The organism is Pseudomonas sp. GW823-FHT06B06 (assembly GCF_058795195.1).
This window is the reverse complement of sequence record NZ_JBXAHO010000012.1, coordinates 71,907-89,039: the sequence shown is the minus strand read 5'-3', so window position 1 is coordinate 89,039 and position 17,133 is coordinate 71,907. Positions and strand designations below refer to the sequence as shown.

Annotated in this window: 13 protein-coding genes; 10 read left to right on the top strand and 3 right to left on the bottom strand. The window is 60.1% G+C overall.

Annotated elements, in window-relative coordinates:
- The first annotated feature begins 13 nt into the window (after window positions 1–13).
- Window positions 14–1,042 carry an aromatic ring-hydroxylating oxygenase subunit alpha gene (locus AC1Q8Q_RS13480; protein ID WP_020798268.1) on the top strand — a complete coding sequence of 343 codons (1,029 nt, stop codon included), beginning with the start codon at window positions 14–16 and terminating at the stop codon, window positions 1,040–1,042.
- Window positions 1,043–1,066: 24 nt separating this feature from the next.
- Entirely contained in the window at window positions 1,067–1,846 is a 780-nt protein-coding gene (locus tag AC1Q8Q_RS13475; protein WP_020798267.1) for an SDR family oxidoreductase, read from the top strand.
- Here the strand turns inward: AC1Q8Q_RS13475 and AC1Q8Q_RS13470 are convergent.
- Window positions 1,843–2,238 carry a VOC family protein gene (locus AC1Q8Q_RS13470; RefSeq protein WP_231989908.1) on the bottom strand — a complete coding sequence of 132 codons (396 nt, stop codon included), beginning with the start codon at window positions 2,236–2,238 and terminating at the stop codon, window positions 1,843–1,845. The two genes, AC1Q8Q_RS13475 and AC1Q8Q_RS13470, sit on opposite strands and share 4 nt — an antisense overlap.
- Window positions 2,239–2,439: 201 nt before the next feature.
- Here AC1Q8Q_RS13470 and AC1Q8Q_RS13465 point away from each other — a divergent pair, with 201 nt between their 5' ends.
- Genes AC1Q8Q_RS13465 through AC1Q8Q_RS13445 form a run of 5 tightly spaced genes read left to right on the top strand, consistent with a single transcriptional unit; the run spans window position 2,440 to window position 8,615 of the window.
- Window positions 2,440–4,677 carry a CoA transferase gene (locus tag AC1Q8Q_RS13465; protein ID WP_020798265.1) on the top strand — a complete coding sequence of 746 codons (2,238 nt, stop codon included), beginning with the start codon at window positions 2,440–2,442 and terminating at the stop codon, window positions 4,675–4,677.
- Window positions 4,678–4,727: 50 nt separating this feature from the next.
- The gene (locus AC1Q8Q_RS13460) at window positions 4,728–5,465 is read left to right on the top strand and encodes an SDR family NAD(P)-dependent oxidoreductase (RefSeq protein WP_020798264.1); all 738 of its coding nucleotides are present in this window, start codon (window positions 4,728–4,730) and stop codon (window positions 5,463–5,465) included.
- 24 nt (window positions 5,466–5,489) lie between these two features.
- Window positions 5,490–6,785 carry an acyl-CoA dehydrogenase family protein gene (locus AC1Q8Q_RS13455; RefSeq protein WP_020798263.1) on the top strand — a complete coding sequence of 432 codons (1,296 nt, stop codon included), beginning with the start codon at window positions 5,490–5,492 and terminating at the stop codon, window positions 6,783–6,785.
- Entirely contained in the window at window positions 6,782–7,834 is a 1,053-nt protein-coding gene (locus tag AC1Q8Q_RS13450; protein WP_020798262.1) for a phosphotransferase family protein, read from the top strand. Before AC1Q8Q_RS13455 ends, AC1Q8Q_RS13450 begins: the two co-directional genes overlap by 4 nt.
- A gap of 25 nt (window positions 7,835–7,859) precedes the next feature.
- Complete coding sequence (locus AC1Q8Q_RS13445; protein ID WP_020798261.1) at window positions 7,860–8,615, top strand: SDR family NAD(P)-dependent oxidoreductase; 756 nt, start codon at window positions 7,860–7,862, stop codon at window positions 8,613–8,615.
- Window positions 8,616–8,654: 39 nt separating this feature from the next.
- Here AC1Q8Q_RS13445 and folE read toward each other — a convergent pair whose 3' ends face one another.
- Both folE and AC1Q8Q_RS13435 read right to left on the bottom strand, forming a co-directional pair.
- Window positions 8,655–9,212 carry a GTP cyclohydrolase I FolE gene (gene folE / locus AC1Q8Q_RS13440; RefSeq protein WP_020798260.1) on the bottom strand — a complete coding sequence of 186 codons (558 nt, stop codon included), beginning with the start codon at window positions 9,210–9,212 and terminating at the stop codon, window positions 8,655–8,657.
- A 61-nt stretch (window positions 9,213–9,273) separates the two neighbouring features.
- The gene (locus AC1Q8Q_RS13435; RefSeq protein WP_020798259.1) at window positions 9,274–12,837 is read right to left on the bottom strand and encodes an indolepyruvate ferredoxin oxidoreductase family protein; all 3,564 of its coding nucleotides are present in this window, start codon (window positions 12,835–12,837) and stop codon (window positions 9,274–9,276) included.
- A 321-nt stretch (window positions 12,838–13,158) separates the two neighbouring features.
- On the opposite strand from AC1Q8Q_RS13435, the gene AC1Q8Q_RS13430 reads away from it, so the two are divergent.
- The 3 genes from AC1Q8Q_RS13430 (at window position 13,159) to AC1Q8Q_RS13420 (ending at window position 17,133) form a co-directional block, all read left to right on the top strand.
- On the top strand, window positions 13,159–14,829 hold the full coding sequence (locus AC1Q8Q_RS13430) for a DUF1302 domain-containing protein (protein ID WP_020798258.1): 1,671 nt from the start codon (window positions 13,159–13,161) through the stop codon (window positions 14,827–14,829).
- A 66-nt stretch (window positions 14,830–14,895) separates the two neighbouring features.
- A complete protein-coding gene (locus tag AC1Q8Q_RS13425; protein ID WP_020798256.1) occupies window positions 14,896–16,248 on the top strand; it encodes a DUF1329 domain-containing protein in 1,353 nt (450 codons plus the stop codon).
- 66 nt (window positions 16,249–16,314) lie between these two features.
- Window positions 16,315–17,133 (top strand): SDR family NAD(P)-dependent oxidoreductase, encoded by an 819-nt coding sequence (locus tag AC1Q8Q_RS13420; RefSeq protein WP_020798255.1) that lies wholly within the window; start codon window positions 16,315–16,317, stop codon window positions 17,131–17,133.

The following is a 17,133-nucleotide window of genomic DNA, read 5'->3' as shown; positions in this document are numbered from 1 at the left end:
AGGAGTTCCCACCATGCATGCCGTGCCTTCCTCCACCGATACGATCCCTGGCAAAGTGCGGGGTGACTGGACGCCGATCAACTACGACCTGCGTGACACCTGGTTCCCGGTGTCCCATAGCCGCGACCTGAGTGCGCGGCCCATTCGCCGGATCATTCATGCCCAGCCCTATTACCTGTGGCGGGACAACGGGCGCGCGGTGGCTGCCGAGTTTCATCCGCATTTCCCCCAGAAAGAGCTGATACTCACAGCGTTTACCGGGGGACGGGGCTTTTATCCGCTGGTTGAGCGTTACGGCTACATCTGGGTCTGGTACGGCAATCCGGACGCTGCCGACATGCAGTTGCTCCCGCATATTCCGTTTCTACCGCAGGACGGCAGTCTTCCCGGTTACACCCAGCGTACTGTGCGGTTTGATGCGACCTCGGCGCTGTCGGTGGAAAACCTGATTGACCTGACCCATGCCGATTTCCTGCATGCCAATACCATTGGCGACGGTATCAGTGAGTCGGACGTGGTGGAGGTGCAATGGACCTCCGAGACCGTGACCCGCACTCGTACCGTGGCGCAAAAGTCAGTGGCGCCCATCATGCGCTGGGTCGGCGGTGTGCGCGCCAAATACCAGGACTTTCGCGCCGTGCTGCACATTCACTTGCGCAGCAACGTGTGCATCTCCTATCCGCGCTTTCGCCCCGGGTATGACGTGCCCAACCTGCAACCGTTCCTGCCGGTGGGCAAGCATAGATCGCGGTGTGACGTCACCTTCAACACCACCGCTGCACCCGCGCCTTTTCGCTATGTGATGCCGCGCATCAACTACATCATCCAGCCCCAGGACAACTCGGTGGTGCGCCCGCAGAACCAACGTTATTTCGAGGTCGACGAACGTCGTGACTTGCACTCGCGCTTCGATACGCCGGGTACCCGTTATCGCTACCAGATGGAACAGTTGGTCGAACGTCAGCGTGCCGGCCAGTTCGCCTACGGCAGCGACGCTGAACCCGGGCGGGATATCACAGCCTTGCTCGGCATGAACGACTGACACCCACGCACGAGGAGTACTGCAATGGATCTGGGTATTGGTGGGCGTATTGCGGTGGTGTGTGCATCCTCTCGAGGGCTTGGCAAAGCCTGTGCGCTGGCATTGGCGCAGGAGGGCTGCGAGGTGCTGATCAATGGCCGCGATGCCGAGAGCCTGGCCCACACCGCGCAAGATATTTTACGCAGCACGGGTCGACTGCCACGCACCGTGGTGGCCGACCTGTCCACCGCAGCCGGTCGACAGGCGCTGCTGGCCGCGTGTCCGGTGGTGGATATACTGGTGACCAACAACGGAGGCCCGGAACCGGGCCGTCTGGAGGACTGGGACCATGCCGCCTGGTTGGCGGCCATTGAGGCCAATATGCTTTCAGGCATTCTGCTGATTCAGGCAGTGGTCGGCGGGATGCGCGAGCGGGGGTTTGGCCGCATCGTCAATATCACCTCGGCGATGGTCAAGTCGCCACGCTTGCCCCTGGGATTGTCCACGGCGGCGCGTGCAGGGCTCACGGCTTTCTGCAAAGCCCTGTCAGTCGAAGTCGCGCGCGACAACGTGACCATTAACAATCTGCTGCCCGAACGTATTGAAACCGAGCGCCTGCGCTTCATGACCGAGCAGTTGGCCAAGCATCGCCGACTCAGCGTCGAGCAGGCGCGGGTGGAAATGCTCAAGCCAATAGCCGCGCGCCGATTTGGCCAGCCGAGTGAATTTGCAGCGGCCTGTGCGTTTCTTTGTTCGGCTCAGGCCGGCTACATCACCGGGCAAAACCTACAGGTCGACGGCGGCAGTTACTCCGGGTTGATCTAGCCGGCCCGGCGTTCTTTCCAATCGGCTGGCGGCTCTTCGCTGGCGTCAAAGTCGAGTTCGACTTCAACCCCGTTGGGGTCCTGCATGAACAGCTGCCAGGTGCGTTGCGAGCCTGGCGCACGAATGATTTTGAAGCGCACGCCATGCTCGATTAGACGCGTGCACATCGTCTGCAAGCCACTGGCATGAAAGGCCATATGGTCGAGCACGCCACGTCGTGGTTCCGGCATTTGCGCTACGCCCACGACATGCAGCACTGGCTGGTTCCGGGTGTAAAGCCAGAACCCGGGAACCGGGAAGGGCGGGCGTGGCCCCTCAACCAAACCCAGCACCTCAACATAGAAATCCCGTGTCACCTGCAGTTGGTCAGAGACAATAGTGAAGTGGTCCATGCGCAGGATCATGTCGAGGCCCTTGATTGTGTTATTGAACTGATTATTAACTATTGTTCATATCCGTGCTTATGATTCTATATTCGGAATACTAATCTATATATGAAATTAATTTTCGATGGCTTAGGGTGACGCCATGGATTCGTTCTGCAGCTTTGCTGCAGAACGCTTTGAGCAGAACAAGCCACTGAAAGGTGCTGTATGAGCCAGGCAATCCTTGAAGGCATTCGCGTCATCAGCCTGTGTTCCGGCATTGCCGGTTCAGCCGCGGGCCTGCAACTGTGTGAAGCAGGTGCCGAAGTGGTCATGGTTGAATCACCCGGCAACGCGGCTAGAGACCACCAGGTGCTGTTCGCGGTGCTCAATCGTGGCAAGCGCAGTGTCACCCTTGACCTGGAGAACCCTGCCGATCGCCAGCAGTTGCGGTTGCTACTGGCCAGCGCCGATGTGCTGCTGCACGATTTCACCCCGGCAGAGGCGCAGGCCCATGGTCTGGCAGACGCGCTGCTCGTCGCAGACTTCCCCCGATTGGTTGTCTCTGCGATCAGCGGCTGGCCGCAACGGCACGCGCTGGCGAATGCCATACCACGGGAAACACTGATCCTGGCGCGCCTGGGCCTGTTGGATGAGCAGCCCGCGCATCGCCCCGGCCCGGTGTTTGTGCGCATGCCATTCGCCAACTGGCTGGCCTGCTGGCTGTGTGTGGTCGGGGTAATGGCGCGGTTGCTGGCGCGGGACCGTGACGGCTGTGGCGGCATCGCCCATACGAGTCTGGCACAGGCGGCCCTGGTGCCCATGACCATGCATTGGAACCGGGCGCAAACGCCAACCCCAGCCTTCGCCAAGGGCCTGGATAAATACATTCCGATTCCATTGCACCAGTGCGCCGATGGCCGCTGGCTGCATGTGCATTACTCGCCGGACAAATCGCCGTGGATGGCCGCAGCGCTCAGCGAACTGGGCGAAACCGAAGTGACTCGCCTGAATGCGTTATGGCCACCCAGCCATGTGGCGCCCAACTTCGGCGCCAACAAGGCGATTATCGCCACACGACCGGCGCAGGATTGGGTCGAGCATTTCTGGCAGCACGATGTGGCCGCGCAAATCGCCGGCGCCTTTGGCGATATCTACTTCGACGAGCAGGCGCGCCTCAATGGCTATGTGGTTGAAGTTGACGATGTACAACTGGGCAAGACCCTGCAACCGGGTCCGGCCTGGCAGGTGCAGCTACCTGCGCGAGTCGGCGGCAGTGCACCACTGGTTGGTGAAGGGAACGCAGTACTGCCGGGCGCTGATGCATTGCTCCCAGTGCAAGGGAACAAGTGGAGTCCCGCTCCATTGCCACCGCTGCATGGCTTGAAAGTCTTGGATCTGGGCGCCTACCTGGCCGGGCCGTTTGCCTGCATGCTGCTGGCGGACCTGGGCGCCGAGGTCATTAAAATCGAAGCCCCTAAAGGCGACGCCATGCGCCGTCTGGAGCGAATTTTCAGTGGTACCCAGCGGGGCAAATTGGGGGTCGCGCTGCAACTGGGTGATCCGCAAACCGAGCCCGTCGTCGAGACGCTGGCACGCTGGGCCGATGTGGTGCACCACAACATGCGGCTGCCGGCCGCACGCAAACTCAAGGTTGACTACGAGCGTCTCAAAGCACTTAACCCGCAGTTGGTCTATTGCCATGTCAGCGCCTACGGGCCGAACGGCCCGCGTGCGGATTGGCCAGGCTTTGACCAACTGATGCAGGCCTCCTGCGGCTGGGAGGTCGAGCAGGGCGGCGAAGGACAAGCGCCGATGTGGCTGCGTTTTGGCGTGGGTGATTTTTTTGCCGGTTTATCCTCGCTTTATGGCTTGCTACTGGGGTTGTACGAGCGTAACCGCAGCGGCGCCGGGCAAATGGTCAGTTCCTCATTGTTGGGCGCCACGTTGCTGTCGATGAGCGAAGCGGTGGTGCTGGAGGATGGCAGTCTCACGCCTGTCGCCCATATGGACGCGCAACAGACGGGGCTGAATGACGCACACCGTCTGTATCTGTGCAGCGATGCCTGGCTGGCGGTGGCAGCGCTGCAGCCTGATGAAATTCAGCGCTTCACCGCACTGGTGGGCAGTCGTCCCGAGGATTATTTCGCAGGCCTCACCCGGCAGGCGGCACTGGCAGCACTGACTGGCGTGCAGGTTCCTGCGCAGGCCGTGCTGGAGGCGCAGATGGATGCGTTTCTCGACAGCCCCGAACACGCTGCCGCGGGCCTGCATGCCCATTATCCCCATGCGGTGTACGGGGACCTGCAACAGATTGGCGCGTTCTGGGATTTCGGCAATTTGCCGTTGTCGCTGAATCGCCCGCCACCGGCCCTCGGCCAACATACCCGGCAAGTCATGGCAGAGCTCGGTTACACCCGCAGTGAAATTGAACGCATGGCCTCGGCGGGTCTGGTGGCGCTGTAAAAGCGTGGCTATTGCTCGACAGCATTCATCGACAAGCACAAGGAACACCCATGTACGAGTTGGATTTCAGCGGTAAAACCGTGCTGGTGATCGGCGGTTCCAGTGGCATTGGCAATGGCATTGCACAGAACTTTCGCCAGCGCGGTGCCGAAGTGCATGTCTGGGGCACACGAGCCTCGGCAGCGGCCTATCGAGATTCACCCGACTCTAATCTCGAAGGCCTGCACTACGCCCAGTTCGACGTTGCGGACGCGGCGTTGATTGAAGTCGCCAGCGTGCCCTTCACCCGCCTGGATGTGCTGGTGCAAGCACAAGGCACGGTGCTCTACGACCGTCAGGAATTTCTGACCGAGGGTTTCAAGCGCGTACTCGACGTCAACCTCATCAGCCTGATGGTGTGCGCACAGAAGTTTCACCCGCTGTTGATGCAGGCCAAGGGCTCGATGATCACCGTCAGTTCCGCTGCCGCCTTCCACTCCACGCGTGGCAATCCGGCCTACAACGCTTCGAAAACCGGTGCTTTTGGACTCACTCGCACCCTGGCCGAAGCCTGGGCTCGTGACGGCATCCGGGTCAACGGCATTGCCCCCGGGCTGGTGGAAACCAAGCTGACACGGGTAACCACCAGCAACCCCAAGCGCCTCGAAGGCGCGTTGCGGGCCATTCCTCAAGGGCGCCTGGGCACGCCCCAGGACATGGCCAACGTGGCGCTGTTTCTTGCCTCGCCGCTGGCCAGCTATGTGCTCGGCCAAACCCTGTTGGTCGACGGCGGCATGCTGCTGGCCTGATCGTTATTTACTAGGAGACACACCATGGCCTGGGACTTTCAGACCGACCCCGAGATACAGGCGGAACTGGATTGGATCGAGCAGTTTGTACGTGAGGAAGTCGAGCCCCTCGATCATGTGCTGGGCAGCCCGTGGAATATCCACGATCCGTTGTTCAAGCAGCTGGTCAAGCCGCTGCAAGCGCAGGTGAAGGCACGCAAATTGTGGGCCTGTCACCTGGGACCGGAGCTGGGTGGGGCAGGGTATGGCCAGGTGCGCCTGGCGTTAATCAATGAAATTCTCGGTCGTTCGCTGTTTGGCCCGATTGTGTTTGGCTGCCAGGCCCCAGATTCCGGCAACGGGGAAATCCTCGCCCATTACGGCACCCCGGCGCAGAAGCAGCGCTACCTGCAACCGCTGCTCGATGGCGATATCGTGTCCTGCTTCGCCATGACCGAGCCGCAAGGTGGCGCGGATCCCGCCGTGTTCACCACCGAAGCGGTACGCGATGGCGATGACTGGCTGCTGAGCGGCGAAAAATGGTTTGCCTCCAATGCCCGCTACGCAGCGTTCTATATCGTGATGGCGGTCACCGATAAAAGCGTATCGGTGTATGAAGGCATGTCTATGTTCATCGTCGCCGCTGACGCGCCTGGGGTTAGCATTATCCGTAACGTCGGTATCGCCGATGACCCAGCCGCCACCCATGCTTATCTGTCATTCGACAGGGTGCGAGTGCCCGCGGGCGACATGCTCGGTGCGCCCGGCCAGGCATTTGTCGTGGCTCAGGTTCGGCTCGGTGGTGGCCGCGTGCACCACGCCATGCGGGTGATTGGTCAGGCGCAAAAAGCCCTTGATACACTCTGTGAGCGGTCCCTGTCGCGCAGTACCCAGGGCAGCCGTTTGGCGGATAAGCAAATGATCCAGGAAAAAATTGCCGATTCATGGATCGAGCTGGAGCAATTTCGCTTGCTGGTGATGCGCACGGCGTGGCGCATCGATCAGTACCAGGACTACAAGCGAGTGCGCCAGGACATCGCCGCAGTGAAGGCTGTTATGCCCAAGGTGTTGCATGACATCGCCGCCCGCGCCCTGCATGTGCATGGTTCGCTGGGCGTCAGTGAAGAAATGCCCTTTACCGGCTACATCGTGCGCTCCTTCCAGATGGGACTGGCCGATGGGCCAACCGAGGTGCACAAAGTCACGGTTGCCAAACAGCTGCTGCGCGACTATCAGCCCTGCGACGAATTGTTCCCCGATTACCATCGACCCACCGCCGAGGCCCGTGCCCGGGAAAAATACGCCGACGTATTGGCCAGCCTTGGCGAGCGCAATCCATGAACGACTGGCAGGATCTGGTCGACCTCGAGCGCCTGGCCGACTGGATGGATAGTCAAGGCCTGGAGCGCGGCCCCATCGAGGCCCCGATACGTTTGACCGGAGGCACGCAAAACCTGCTGCTGCGCTTTCGGCGCGGTTCGCGTGAATTCGTCCTGCGTCGGCCTTCCAGGGAACTGCGCGAAGTCGGCGGCAAGACGATTGCCCGTGAAGCGCGCTTGCTCAAGGCATTGGCGGGGTCGCAAGTGCCCCATGCCGGTTTGATTGCCGATTGTGCTGACCCAGGCGTTTTGGGCGCCAGTTTCTACTTGATGGAACCAATACAGGGTTTCAATCCCAACTGCGCGACCGGTTTGCCGGCGCCTCATGCGCAGCAGTCTGAAATGCGCCGGCGCATGGGGCTGGCCATGGTCGATGCGCTGTTGCGCCTGGGCGAAATTGACTACCAGGCGGTGGGGCTGGCGGATTTTGGCCGGCCTGAGGGTTTTCACCAGCGTCAGGTCTCACGCTGGCTGGCGCAGATGGACAGTGTCAAAGACTATCCCGGTTGGCCCGGCGCCAAGGGTCTGCCGGGGCTCGAACGCTTGGCCCAATGGTTAAGCGAGCATTGTCCGCAGCAGTTCCAGGCCGGTATCCAGCACGGTGACTTTCACCTGTCCAATGTCATGTTCCGGCACGACGACGCAGAGCTCGCCGCGGTAGTCGATTGGGAGCTAGCCACCGTCGGTGATCCGTTGCTCGATCTCGCCTGGCTGGTGGTGACCTGGCCCGATGCCGAGGGTCGTGGCGCCGGCACCATCGAAGTGCATCCCTGGGATGGCTTTTGCAGCAGCGATGAATTGGTCGCCCATTACCGCGCCGGCAGCTCACGCTCGTTGGCGGACTTGACCTGGTACCTGGTGTTGGCTGGGTTCAAGCTCGGCATTTTTCTCGAAGTCAGCCACGCACGTGCCTGTGCAGGTAAAGCTTGCAGGGTCACCGGTGAAAAACACCACGCCTCGGCGCTGCGCCTGATCGCTACGGCGTTGCAACGTATCGAGCAACTATCCTGATATATCCAGACAAGAGGAACAGCCCATGCAACTGGCCGGTAAGCGGATCATCGTCACGGGGGGCGCCCGCGGCATTGGCGCGGCAGTGGTCAAGGCGTTTGTGGAAGAGGGTGCCCATGTCGTCAGTCTCGACCTGGGCGAGGCAGCCTCGATAACGGGTGACGGTGGTGGTTGGGCGCACTCGCGAGTCTGTGACATCGCTGACAGCCAATCGGTGGACGCGGCCTTTGCCTGGGCCAGCGAACAGCTCAACGGTCTGGATGTGCTGGTGCATGCCGCGGGCATCGCGCCGAATGCCAGCGCCGACAGCATCACGCTGGACGAGTGGGAAAAGGTCTTTGCGGTCAATACCCGTGGCACTTTCCTGACCAACCGAGCGGCCTATGAGCAGCTCAAGGGCAGCGGCGGGCGCATCATCAATTTCGCCTCTGCCGCAGGCGTACTCGGACAGCCGGGCAAAGCCCATTACGCCGCCAGCAAGGGCGCCGTACTGGCGTGGACGCGCACGGTGGCGCGGGAGTGGGGGCCCTTGGGCATTACCGTCAACGCGATTGCTCCGGCGATGTGGACGCCGATGTACGACGCCACCCGCGCGAGCATGGGCGCCGAGCAATTGCAGCAACACGATGCGTACATGGCCGGCCAAGTACCAATCGGCGGCAAGCTGGGCGAACCGGCCCGGGACCTGGCCCCTGTGCTGGTGTTTCTTGCCGGCGATGGCTCGCGGTTTGTCACCGGTCAGACGCTGGTGATTGACGGCGGGATGATGATGCTCAGTTGAGTGGCAAGCAGTGTGCCTGGGTGAGCCCGGCACACGTGCCTAGCGACCGCGGATCAGCTGCAAAAACTCCTGGCGGGTGTTGTACGACTCGCGGAAGGCGCCGAGCATCACCGAGGTGCTCATCACCGAGTTTTGTTTCTCAACACCGCGCATCATCATGCACATGTGTTTTGCCTCGATCACCACCGCCACCCCGGCGGCATCGGTCACCTGGGCAATGGCGTCGGCAATCTGGCGTGTCAGGTTTTCCTGAATCTGCAAACGGCGGGCGAACATGTCGACAATACGCGCGATTTTCGACAGTCCCAGCACTTTGCCTGTCGGTATATAGGCGACATGGGCCTTGCCAATAAACGGCAGCAAATGATGTTCGCACAGGGAGTAAAGTTCGATGTCCCGGACGATGACCATCTCATCGTTGTCCGATTCAAACAGTGCGCCATTGACGATTTGTTCGAGGCTTTGCTGGTAGCCATGACAGAGGTACTGCATGGCTTTTGCTGCGCGCTTTGGCGTGTCCAGCAAACCTTCACGTTCTGGGTTTTCACCTACGCTGTGGAGAATCTCACGGTAATTTCTGGCCAGTTCTTCGTTCATGGTTTGACCTTGTTGAATGAACCAACATCCCGGGCTGCACAATGTTCAGCCCGGGCAAGGCTTATAGTTGAGTGACGGCGATTTTGCTGTTGCTCTGGCTGGCATCATGGAATTGGGCGGTGTTGCCATTGCGCCACTGCTCCAGCAATTGCGCCTGGCGTTGTTGCGCATGGCCGAGGAATCGCTCTTTGACCGGACCATAGCCGCGAACGCTTTCAGGCAATTCCACCAGATCCTGGGCCAGGCCCAGTTTTTGGGTGGTCAAGCCCGCCAGCACTTCGTCGAGGATCTGTTCGTAGTTGGCCAGCCAATTGCGTTCCACCTTGCGCTCATGGGTACGACCGAATGGATCAAGCCATGTATTACGCAGGAACTTGAGCCTGGCCAGCAGTTTGAAGCCTTGCAGCATCCAGGGGCCGAAGCTGCGTTTTTTCGATTCACGGCCGGAGCCGTTATCGTTCAGCAGCGGCGGAGCGAGGTGGAAGCGCAGGCGATAGTCGCCTTCGAAGCCAGCCTGGATTTTTTCCAGGAATTGGCCGTCGGTAAACAGACGGGCTACTTCATATTCATCCTTGATGGCCAGCACTTTGAAGTAGTAACGGGCGACGCTTGCCGACAGCTTGCCGGGTTGCCCGAGCAGTGCGGTTTCTGCCTTGATGAATTGCTCGACACGATAGCGGTAGCGTTGGGCATAGGCGTAGTTCTGGTACGCAGTGAGAAACTCCATGCGCCGTGCCAGCGTTTCTTCCAGGCTTTGCGACAGTAAGCGGTCCGGGCTTTGCACCTTGCCGGCTTCCAGTTTGCGTAATACCCGTGGCAGGTCATGGGCGCTGCGCCGACCCCAGTCGAAGGCCGAGAGATTAAAGGGCACCGCCGTGCCGTTCAGTTCGATGGCCTGTAGTAGCGCCGCTTTACCCACCGGCAACCAGCCCTTCTGGTAGGCATAGCCGAGCATGAACGTGTTGGTCGCAATCGAATCACCCATCAGGGCCGTGGCGATTTTGCTTGCGTCGATAAAATCCGCATGCTCAGTGCCCACCGCTTCGGCGATTTGCTCCGACATGTTGCCGGTCTGGAAGGTCGGGTCCGGGTGTTTCAGCAAATCACCAGTTTCCGCCTGCTGGGCGAAGGTACGCACAAAGGCGCTGGTGATGGTTTCTTCGCTGTTGATCAAGGCATGGGTCACGCCATGACGCAGTTTGGACAGGGTTTCGGTGTTGGCGCTGACCACCAGGTCGCAACCGAGCAGCAGGGCGGTCTCACCTTCGGCAATCCGCGGTGCAAACAACTGTTCCTGGTGCGCGGCAATGCGAATGTGCGACCACACCGCACCGCCTTTTTGTGCCATGCCGGCCATGTCCAGATTGAGCGTGCCTTTGCCTTCGATGAACGCCGCCATTCCCAGCAGGGCGCCGATGGTCACCACGCCCGTACCGCCCACGCCAGTGACCAGGATGCTATATGGCTCATCCAGCGCTACGGTCGCGGGCGTCGGCAAATCCCACACGTCATCCTTCGCGGAAGCCAGGGCTTTGGGTTTGCGCAAGGTGCCACCTTCGACCGTGACAAAACTCGGGCAAAAACCGTTGAGACAGGTGAAGTCTTTGTTGCATGAAGACTGGTCAATTTCACGCTTGCGGCCGTACTCGGTTTCCACCGCCACCACCGACATGCAGTTGGATTTGCTGCTGCAATCGCCACAGCCTTCACATACTGCTTCGTTGATCACGACCCGACGTGCAGGGTCCGGGAATTTGCCGCGTTTACGCCGCCGGCGTTTTTCCGCGGCACAGGTCTGGTCATAGATGATTGCCGACACCCCCTGGAACTGGCGCAACTGTTCCTGCACTTCGTCCATTTTGTCGCGACGCAGCACCGGCACGCCGTCTGCCAGATCACGGATGTGCTGATATTTCTCGACATCGTCACTGACGACCACAATACGTTGCACGCCCTCGGCCGCGAGCTGTCGGCTGATCTGCGCAACGCTGAGGCTGCCGTCCACAGGCTGTCCGCCGGTCATGGCCACGGCATCGTTGTAGAGAATCTTGTAGGTGATTTGCACCTTGGCCGCGATGGCGGCCCGAATCGCGAGAATGCCGGAGTGGAAATAGGTGCCGTCGCCCAGGTTGGCGAAGACGTGCCGGGTCTTGGTGAAAGGTGCCTGGCCGATCCATGCCACGCCTTCGCCGCCCATCTGGCTGAAGGTCTGGGTCTGCGGATAGATCCAGGCCGCCATGTAGTGGCAACCGATACCGGCCAGTGCACGACTGCCCTGCGGGACCTTGGTCGAGGTGTTGTGCGGGCAACCGGAACAGTAGTGGGGCACGCGTTCCATCAGGTTGCTGAACTGGCCTTTGCTGGCCAGTTGTGCGTCCAGTACCGCCAGGCTTACTTGCAGCGGACCATTCTGATGCAGGCGCAAAATACGCTTGGCCAACGCACGGGCGATCATTGCCGGGGTCAGGTCATTGGTCGCCGGCAGCAACCAGCCGGTGTGCGGCAGGCTCCATTCGCCTTTATCGTCAAACTTGCCGACGATGCGCGGTCGTACGTCTTCGCGCCAGTTGTAGAGTTCTTCCTTGAGCTGGTACTCGATCATGTGGCGTTTTTCTTCGACCACCACGATTTCTTCCAGGCCCTCGGCAAACTGGCGCACGCCTTCGGCTTCCAGCGGCCAGACCATACCGACCTTGTACACGCGCAGGCCGATCTGCTGTGCGAGGGTTTCATCGATACCAAGGATTTTCAGCGCCTGGCACACGTCGAGGTACGATTTTCCTGACGTTATGATGCCGATGCGCGCTTTCGGTGAGTCCATCACGATACGGTCGAGACGGTTGACCCGGGCGTAGGCGAGGGCGGCATACAGCTTGTGTTCCAGCAGGCGTTGTTCTTGCGCCAGGGGCGGGTCAGGCCAACGGATATTCAAGCCGCCTTCGGGCAACGGGATATCCGGAATGATCGGTTGTACGCGATGAATGTCGATGTCGACCACGGCCGCGCTTTCCACGGTATCGGCCACCGCCTTGAGCGCAACCCAGCAACCGGAATACCTCGACATGGCCCAGCCGTGCATGCCGTAGTCGAGGTATTCCTGCACACCCGATGGCGCCAGTACCGGCATCATGACCGCTTTGAAAATGTGCTCGGTCTGATGCGGCAGCGAGGAGGAACGGGCGCCATGGTCATCACCGGCAATCGCCAGCACACCGCCGAATTGTGAGGTGCCGGCAGCGTTGGCGTGACGGAACACGTCGCCACAACGGTCGACGCCCGGGCCCTTGCCGTACCACATGCCGAACACGCCGTCGTAGGTCGCGCCTTCGAAGATATTGACCTGTTGGGTACCCCAGATCGAGGTGGCGGCGAGATCTTCGTTCATGCCCGGATGGAACACCGTGTGGTGTTCCTTGAGATAGTCGCGGGCCTTCCACAAAGCCTGATCAAAACCACCCAGCGGCGAGCCACGGTAGCCGGAAATAAACCCGGCGGTATTCAGACCATTGGCCAGATCGCGCTGGCGCTGCATCAGAGGCAGGCGCACCAGCGCCTGAATCCCGGTGAGTAAAACTTTTCCGCTGTGCTGGATGTATTTGTCATCCAGAGACGGGGACGCACTCATGCTCATCCTCCAGGCTTTATTGTCATGGCGGCGCCAGGAGAGCGGCGTTGCCTAGTTATTGGCCGGAGTCTAGGGAGGGGGGTGTGGATCGTAAAATCACAAAAACAGCGGGGTGGTATTGGATATTTGAATACCGGAATGTTCTTTGGCATTTGATCAATATCAAATGCATTTCAGCAATGCTCCCAATCGTTGTGCCCAAACCTCCCTGTCCCGTTTACTTCAGCCATATCGAAGCCCTCAGGCCAGCGCTCTTCGGCGCGGTTGAAACGGCCCGGCACTTCGGCTGCCAATAACAAAAAGAATGGGAAGGGAGTGTTGATGATCGACGCAAAACCAAAGCCGTTAAGCCTGGCCATCTGGCTCAGTGTGATCGGGTGTGTCTTGTCCGTTGGCAACAGTAGGGCTGCCGAGTTCGATACCGGCAATCCGGACCTCACCGCGCGCTGGGACAACACCGTTCGCTACAACGTCGGCGTGCGAGCTGAGGGGCGTGACAATGCCTTGGCCAACAACGCCACCTACGACGAGTCTGATTCCAAGTTTGATAAAGGCGATGTGGTGACCAATCGCGTCGACCTGATGAGCGAAATGGAGGTGGCCTATAAGAAGTACAACGGCTTTCGCATCAGCGGCGCTGCCTGGTACGACCAGGCGTACGAAGACACCGATGTCGAAACCAGCGATGGCAACGTCTTCTACCCCGGCGCATTTCCGGGTAAGAGTACGCCGAGCTATACCAACGGCCATTACTCCAACTTTACCAAGCGCTACCACCGCGGACCCAGCGGCGAATTGCTGGACGCCTTTGCGTTTACCCGCTTCGACCTTGGCGACATCCCGGTCAGCGTGCGTGCCGGCCGGCACACCGTGTATTGGGGCAATGGCCTGTTGATTGCCGGGCATGCCATTTCCTACTCACAAGCACCGCTGGATGGGCGCAAGGCCGTGAGTAACCCCGGCACCGAGACGCGCGAAATCTTCCTGCCGTTGACGCAGATTTCCACCCAGGCGCAGGTCACCGACAAGTTGTCGCTGGCGGCGCAATATTTCTTCGAATGGGACACTACTCGTGCGCCTGAGGGCGGCACTTACCTGGCCTCCGCCGACATCGCACTTGAAGGCCCGGACCGCTTGCCGTTGTTCAGTGGTTTCACACGGCCATTGATCGATCCGCTCAAGCCCAAGGACGAGGGCAACTGGGGCGTGATGGGTACCTACAGCTTCGACTATCTGCACTCGGAAGTCAGCCTGTACTACCGCGAGTTCGATGATTACAACCCGTGGGGCCTGCAAGTGGCGCCGACTTTCGCCCGCTACGTTTACGCCAACAACGTCAAGCTTTATGGCCTGGGTTACTCCGCAGGGCCGGTACTGGGTGGCGGCTCCGTGGGGGTAGACCTGTCGTATCGCCAGAACACTTCCCTGATCTCCAGCAACATCAGCACCGTCGACAACGAGGGCGCCCGAGGTGATACCTGGCACCTGGTGGTCAACAGCCTTTGGTTGCTGCCGCGTACCAATTACTTCGACACCGGCAGCCTGATCACCGAAATGGCGTTCAGTCACGTGGAAAAGGTGACAGAGCATGAAGAGCTGTTCAAGGGCGAAGGCTACCGCGGCTGCCCGGCGGGGCAGGACAAACACTTCGGCTGCGCCACCGACAACTATGTCGGCCTTGCCGTTAGCTTTGCGCCGCAGTGGCTGGGGGTGTTCCCCGGTTGGAATATTTCTACCCCGATGAGCGTGGATTACGGCGTCAGCGGCAATGCCGCCACAGGGGGAGGCAACGAAGGCAAATACACCTGGAAGGCCGGTGTGAAGGGCACCTACGACGAGCGCATGGACGTGACGCTGTCTTATATCGGCTACGGCAGCGAACGCCATTACGCCGATGTCAATGGCGTAGGAAAAACCGTCGTCGGTGGTTCCGGCGACGTTGGACTGTCCGACCGTAACTGGGTCTCCCTGACCGTCAGCACAGCGTTCTAAACCGCCCCTGAAATGCAATGCAGTGATCACCGGGCTTGGTGATCACCCATCTGAATGGAGAAGGTCATGAAGATTAATTCTTGTGCGATAGGCCTCGTGGCCATCGCTTTGGCGGGGTCGGCGGTGGCTGATGAGAGCTTCACTACAGCGGACCTGGGCGGCAAGCTCACGGCGTTTGGTTCGATTGTCGCCGGCAACGCGGCGGGCACTATTCCGGCTTACGACGGTGGTCTGAAAGTCCCTGCCGGTATGGTGCCTGGCGATGGGACCTGGCCGAACCCGTTTGCCAATGAAAAGCCACGCTTGCGCATTACCGCAAGCAACGCGGACCAGTACGCTGACCAGATGACGGCCGGGCAGATGAAGTTGCTCAAAAAGTACCCCGACACGTATTACCTTGAGGTGTACCCCACCCACCGGACCGCCACCTTTCCAGCAAACTTCCTGGCAGCTACCCAGCGCAACGCCACCCGCAAAGACTGCAAAACCGAGAACGATGGTCTGTCGATCAGCGAAGCGTGCCGTGGCGGCCTGCCTTTCCCGCTGCCGCGCGATGGCCGCGAGGTGATGTGGAACTACATCCTCAACTATCAGGGCGTGAATGGCTGGGACTGGAACCACAGTGCCTATGTGGTCAATGAGGGCCACATCACGCTGACCAACACCAACCGTTCCACCGGCGAAAAACCTTTCTATCAAATGGATGTGCCAGGGCGTGATCCGAAAATCGCCCAGCGTATCTGGTCGCACGTCGTCGCGCCGGCCCGTACGGCCGGGCAGGCATCCGGGTATTGGGATTACCTCGACCCGGTCACCGACTCCCGCTACGCCTGGAGCTACAGCACCGGCCAGCGGCGTGTACGCAAGGCTCCGGAGTTCAACTACGACACCCCTAACTCGGCGTTCGGCGGGGTAGCGTTCTACGACGAAATCTTCCTGTTCTCCGGGAAGATGGACCGCTTTGACTGGAAGTTGGTGGGCAAGAAGGAAATGTTGATTCCCTACAGCAACTACACGCTGAAATGGGGTTGCGACATGGAGAAAAAGCTCATGCCCAACCACATCAATCCGGCCTGTGAACGCTGGGAGCTGCACCGTGTCTGGGTGGTGGAAGCGACGCGCAAGGACGGCGTGCGTCACGCGCAGAAAAAGCGCCGCTACTACATCGACGAAGACACCTTTGGCGCGGCTGTCTACGACGCCTGGGACGACAGCGGTGCGTTGTTCCGTACCGGCTCGCAGTACAACATCGAGGCCTACGGTATTCCCAACAATCCGCAACAGGATTCCTACTCGCTGTACGACTTCACCCGTGACCAGTACGGCATGTTCGGTAATGGCCCTACACGCTACCGCCAGGAACCGGTCGCCGAGCGTGAAGCCAACCCACAGACCATCGCTGGTGGTCAAACCCGCTGACATCGTGCGCCCTTTTCGGCGTTCGCCTCGGACGCCGATTTTTTTCTTCGTTCCCGAGACCTATTCATGAGCGAGATTCTGAAACGCCTGGACGGCAAAGTCTGCGTGATCACTGGCGCGGGCAGTGGCATTGGCCGCGCTTCGGCACTGCGTTTTGCCAGGGAAGGCGCCACCGTGGTGGTCACCGATCTTTTCGCCGAATCGGCGCAGGCCGTGGCGGCTCAAATCGGCGCCAATGCCCTGGCATTGCAAGTGGATGTCGGCCAGGAAGACGCCCTGCGGGAGATGGTTGAACAGACCGTCCGGACTTTCGGCCGTATCGACGTGCTGTTCAATAATGCGGTGTACCGAAACCCGGCCACCACCCGCGATATCGACTTCATCAACTTCAACACCGAGCTGTTCCACAACTGCATGCGTGTCAACGTGCTGGGCGGTGTCCTGGCGTGCAAATACGCTTTGCCGCACATGCTCGCCCAGGGCAGCGGTTCGATTCTGTTCACATCGTCCACCAGCTCGATTGCCGGCGAAATCTCCCAGTTCAGCTACGGCGCCTCCAAGGCTGCGCTCAATTGGTATGTGCAAACCATTGCCGCCACCTTTGGTAAACGCGGCATTCGTTGCAACGGCATTTTGCCGGGGGTCATTCGCACACCGGCCATGGAAAGCTGGGCCAACGAGGCCATGAAGAGCGCTTTTCTCGACCTGCAAAACGTACCGCAACTGGGGGAGCCGGAAGACATCGCCGCCATGGCCGCATTTCTTGCCAGCGACGACGCGGCCTACGTCAACGGCACGTTGATGCGTGTAGACGGTGGCATGAGCTGCGGTACGCCGATGGTGCCAGTGGTGCGCAATTTCCTGCTGCCCCAAGCCTCGATCTGA

What these genes read in the sequence shown, in the direction of transcription:
- AC1Q8Q_RS13480 (WP_020798268.1), top strand. Translation starts at nt 14, where the DNA reads ATGCATGCCGTGCCTTCCTCCACCGATACGATCCCTGGCAAAGTGCGG.
- AC1Q8Q_RS13470 (WP_231989908.1), bottom strand. Translation starts at nt 2,238, where the DNA reads ATGGACCACTTCACTATTGTCTCTGACCAACTGCAGGTGACACGGGAT.
- AC1Q8Q_RS13445 (WP_020798261.1), top strand. Translation starts at nt 7,860, where the DNA reads ATGCAACTGGCCGGTAAGCGGATCATCGTCACGGGGGGCGCCCGCGGC.
- folE (WP_020798260.1), bottom strand. Translation starts at nt 9,212, where the DNA reads ATGAACGAAGAACTGGCCAGAAATTACCGTGAGATTCTCCACAGCGTA.
- AC1Q8Q_RS13460 (WP_020798264.1), top strand. Translation starts at nt 4,728, where the DNA reads ATGTACGAGTTGGATTTCAGCGGTAAAACCGTGCTGGTGATCGGCGGT.
- AC1Q8Q_RS13475 (WP_020798267.1), top strand. Translation starts at nt 1,067, where the DNA reads ATGGATCTGGGTATTGGTGGGCGTATTGCGGTGGTGTGTGCATCCTCT.
- AC1Q8Q_RS13430 (WP_020798258.1), top strand. Translation starts at nt 13,159, where the DNA reads ATGATCGACGCAAAACCAAAGCCGTTAAGCCTGGCCATCTGGCTCAGT.
- AC1Q8Q_RS13420 (WP_020798255.1), top strand. Translation starts at nt 16,315, where the DNA reads ATGAGCGAGATTCTGAAACGCCTGGACGGCAAAGTCTGCGTGATCACT.
- AC1Q8Q_RS13455 (WP_020798263.1), top strand. Translation starts at nt 5,490, where the DNA reads ATGGCCTGGGACTTTCAGACCGACCCCGAGATACAGGCGGAACTGGAT.
- AC1Q8Q_RS13435 (WP_020798259.1), bottom strand. Translation starts at nt 12,837, where the DNA reads ATGAGTGCGTCCCCGTCTCTGGATGACAAATACATCCAGCACAGCGGA.
- AC1Q8Q_RS13450 (WP_020798262.1), top strand. Translation starts at nt 6,782, where the DNA reads ATGAACGACTGGCAGGATCTGGTCGACCTCGAGCGCCTGGCCGACTGG.
- AC1Q8Q_RS13425 (WP_020798256.1), top strand. Translation starts at nt 14,896, where the DNA reads ATGAAGATTAATTCTTGTGCGATAGGCCTCGTGGCCATCGCTTTGGCG.
- AC1Q8Q_RS13465 (WP_020798265.1), top strand. Translation starts at nt 2,440, where the DNA reads ATGAGCCAGGCAATCCTTGAAGGCATTCGCGTCATCAGCCTGTGTTCC.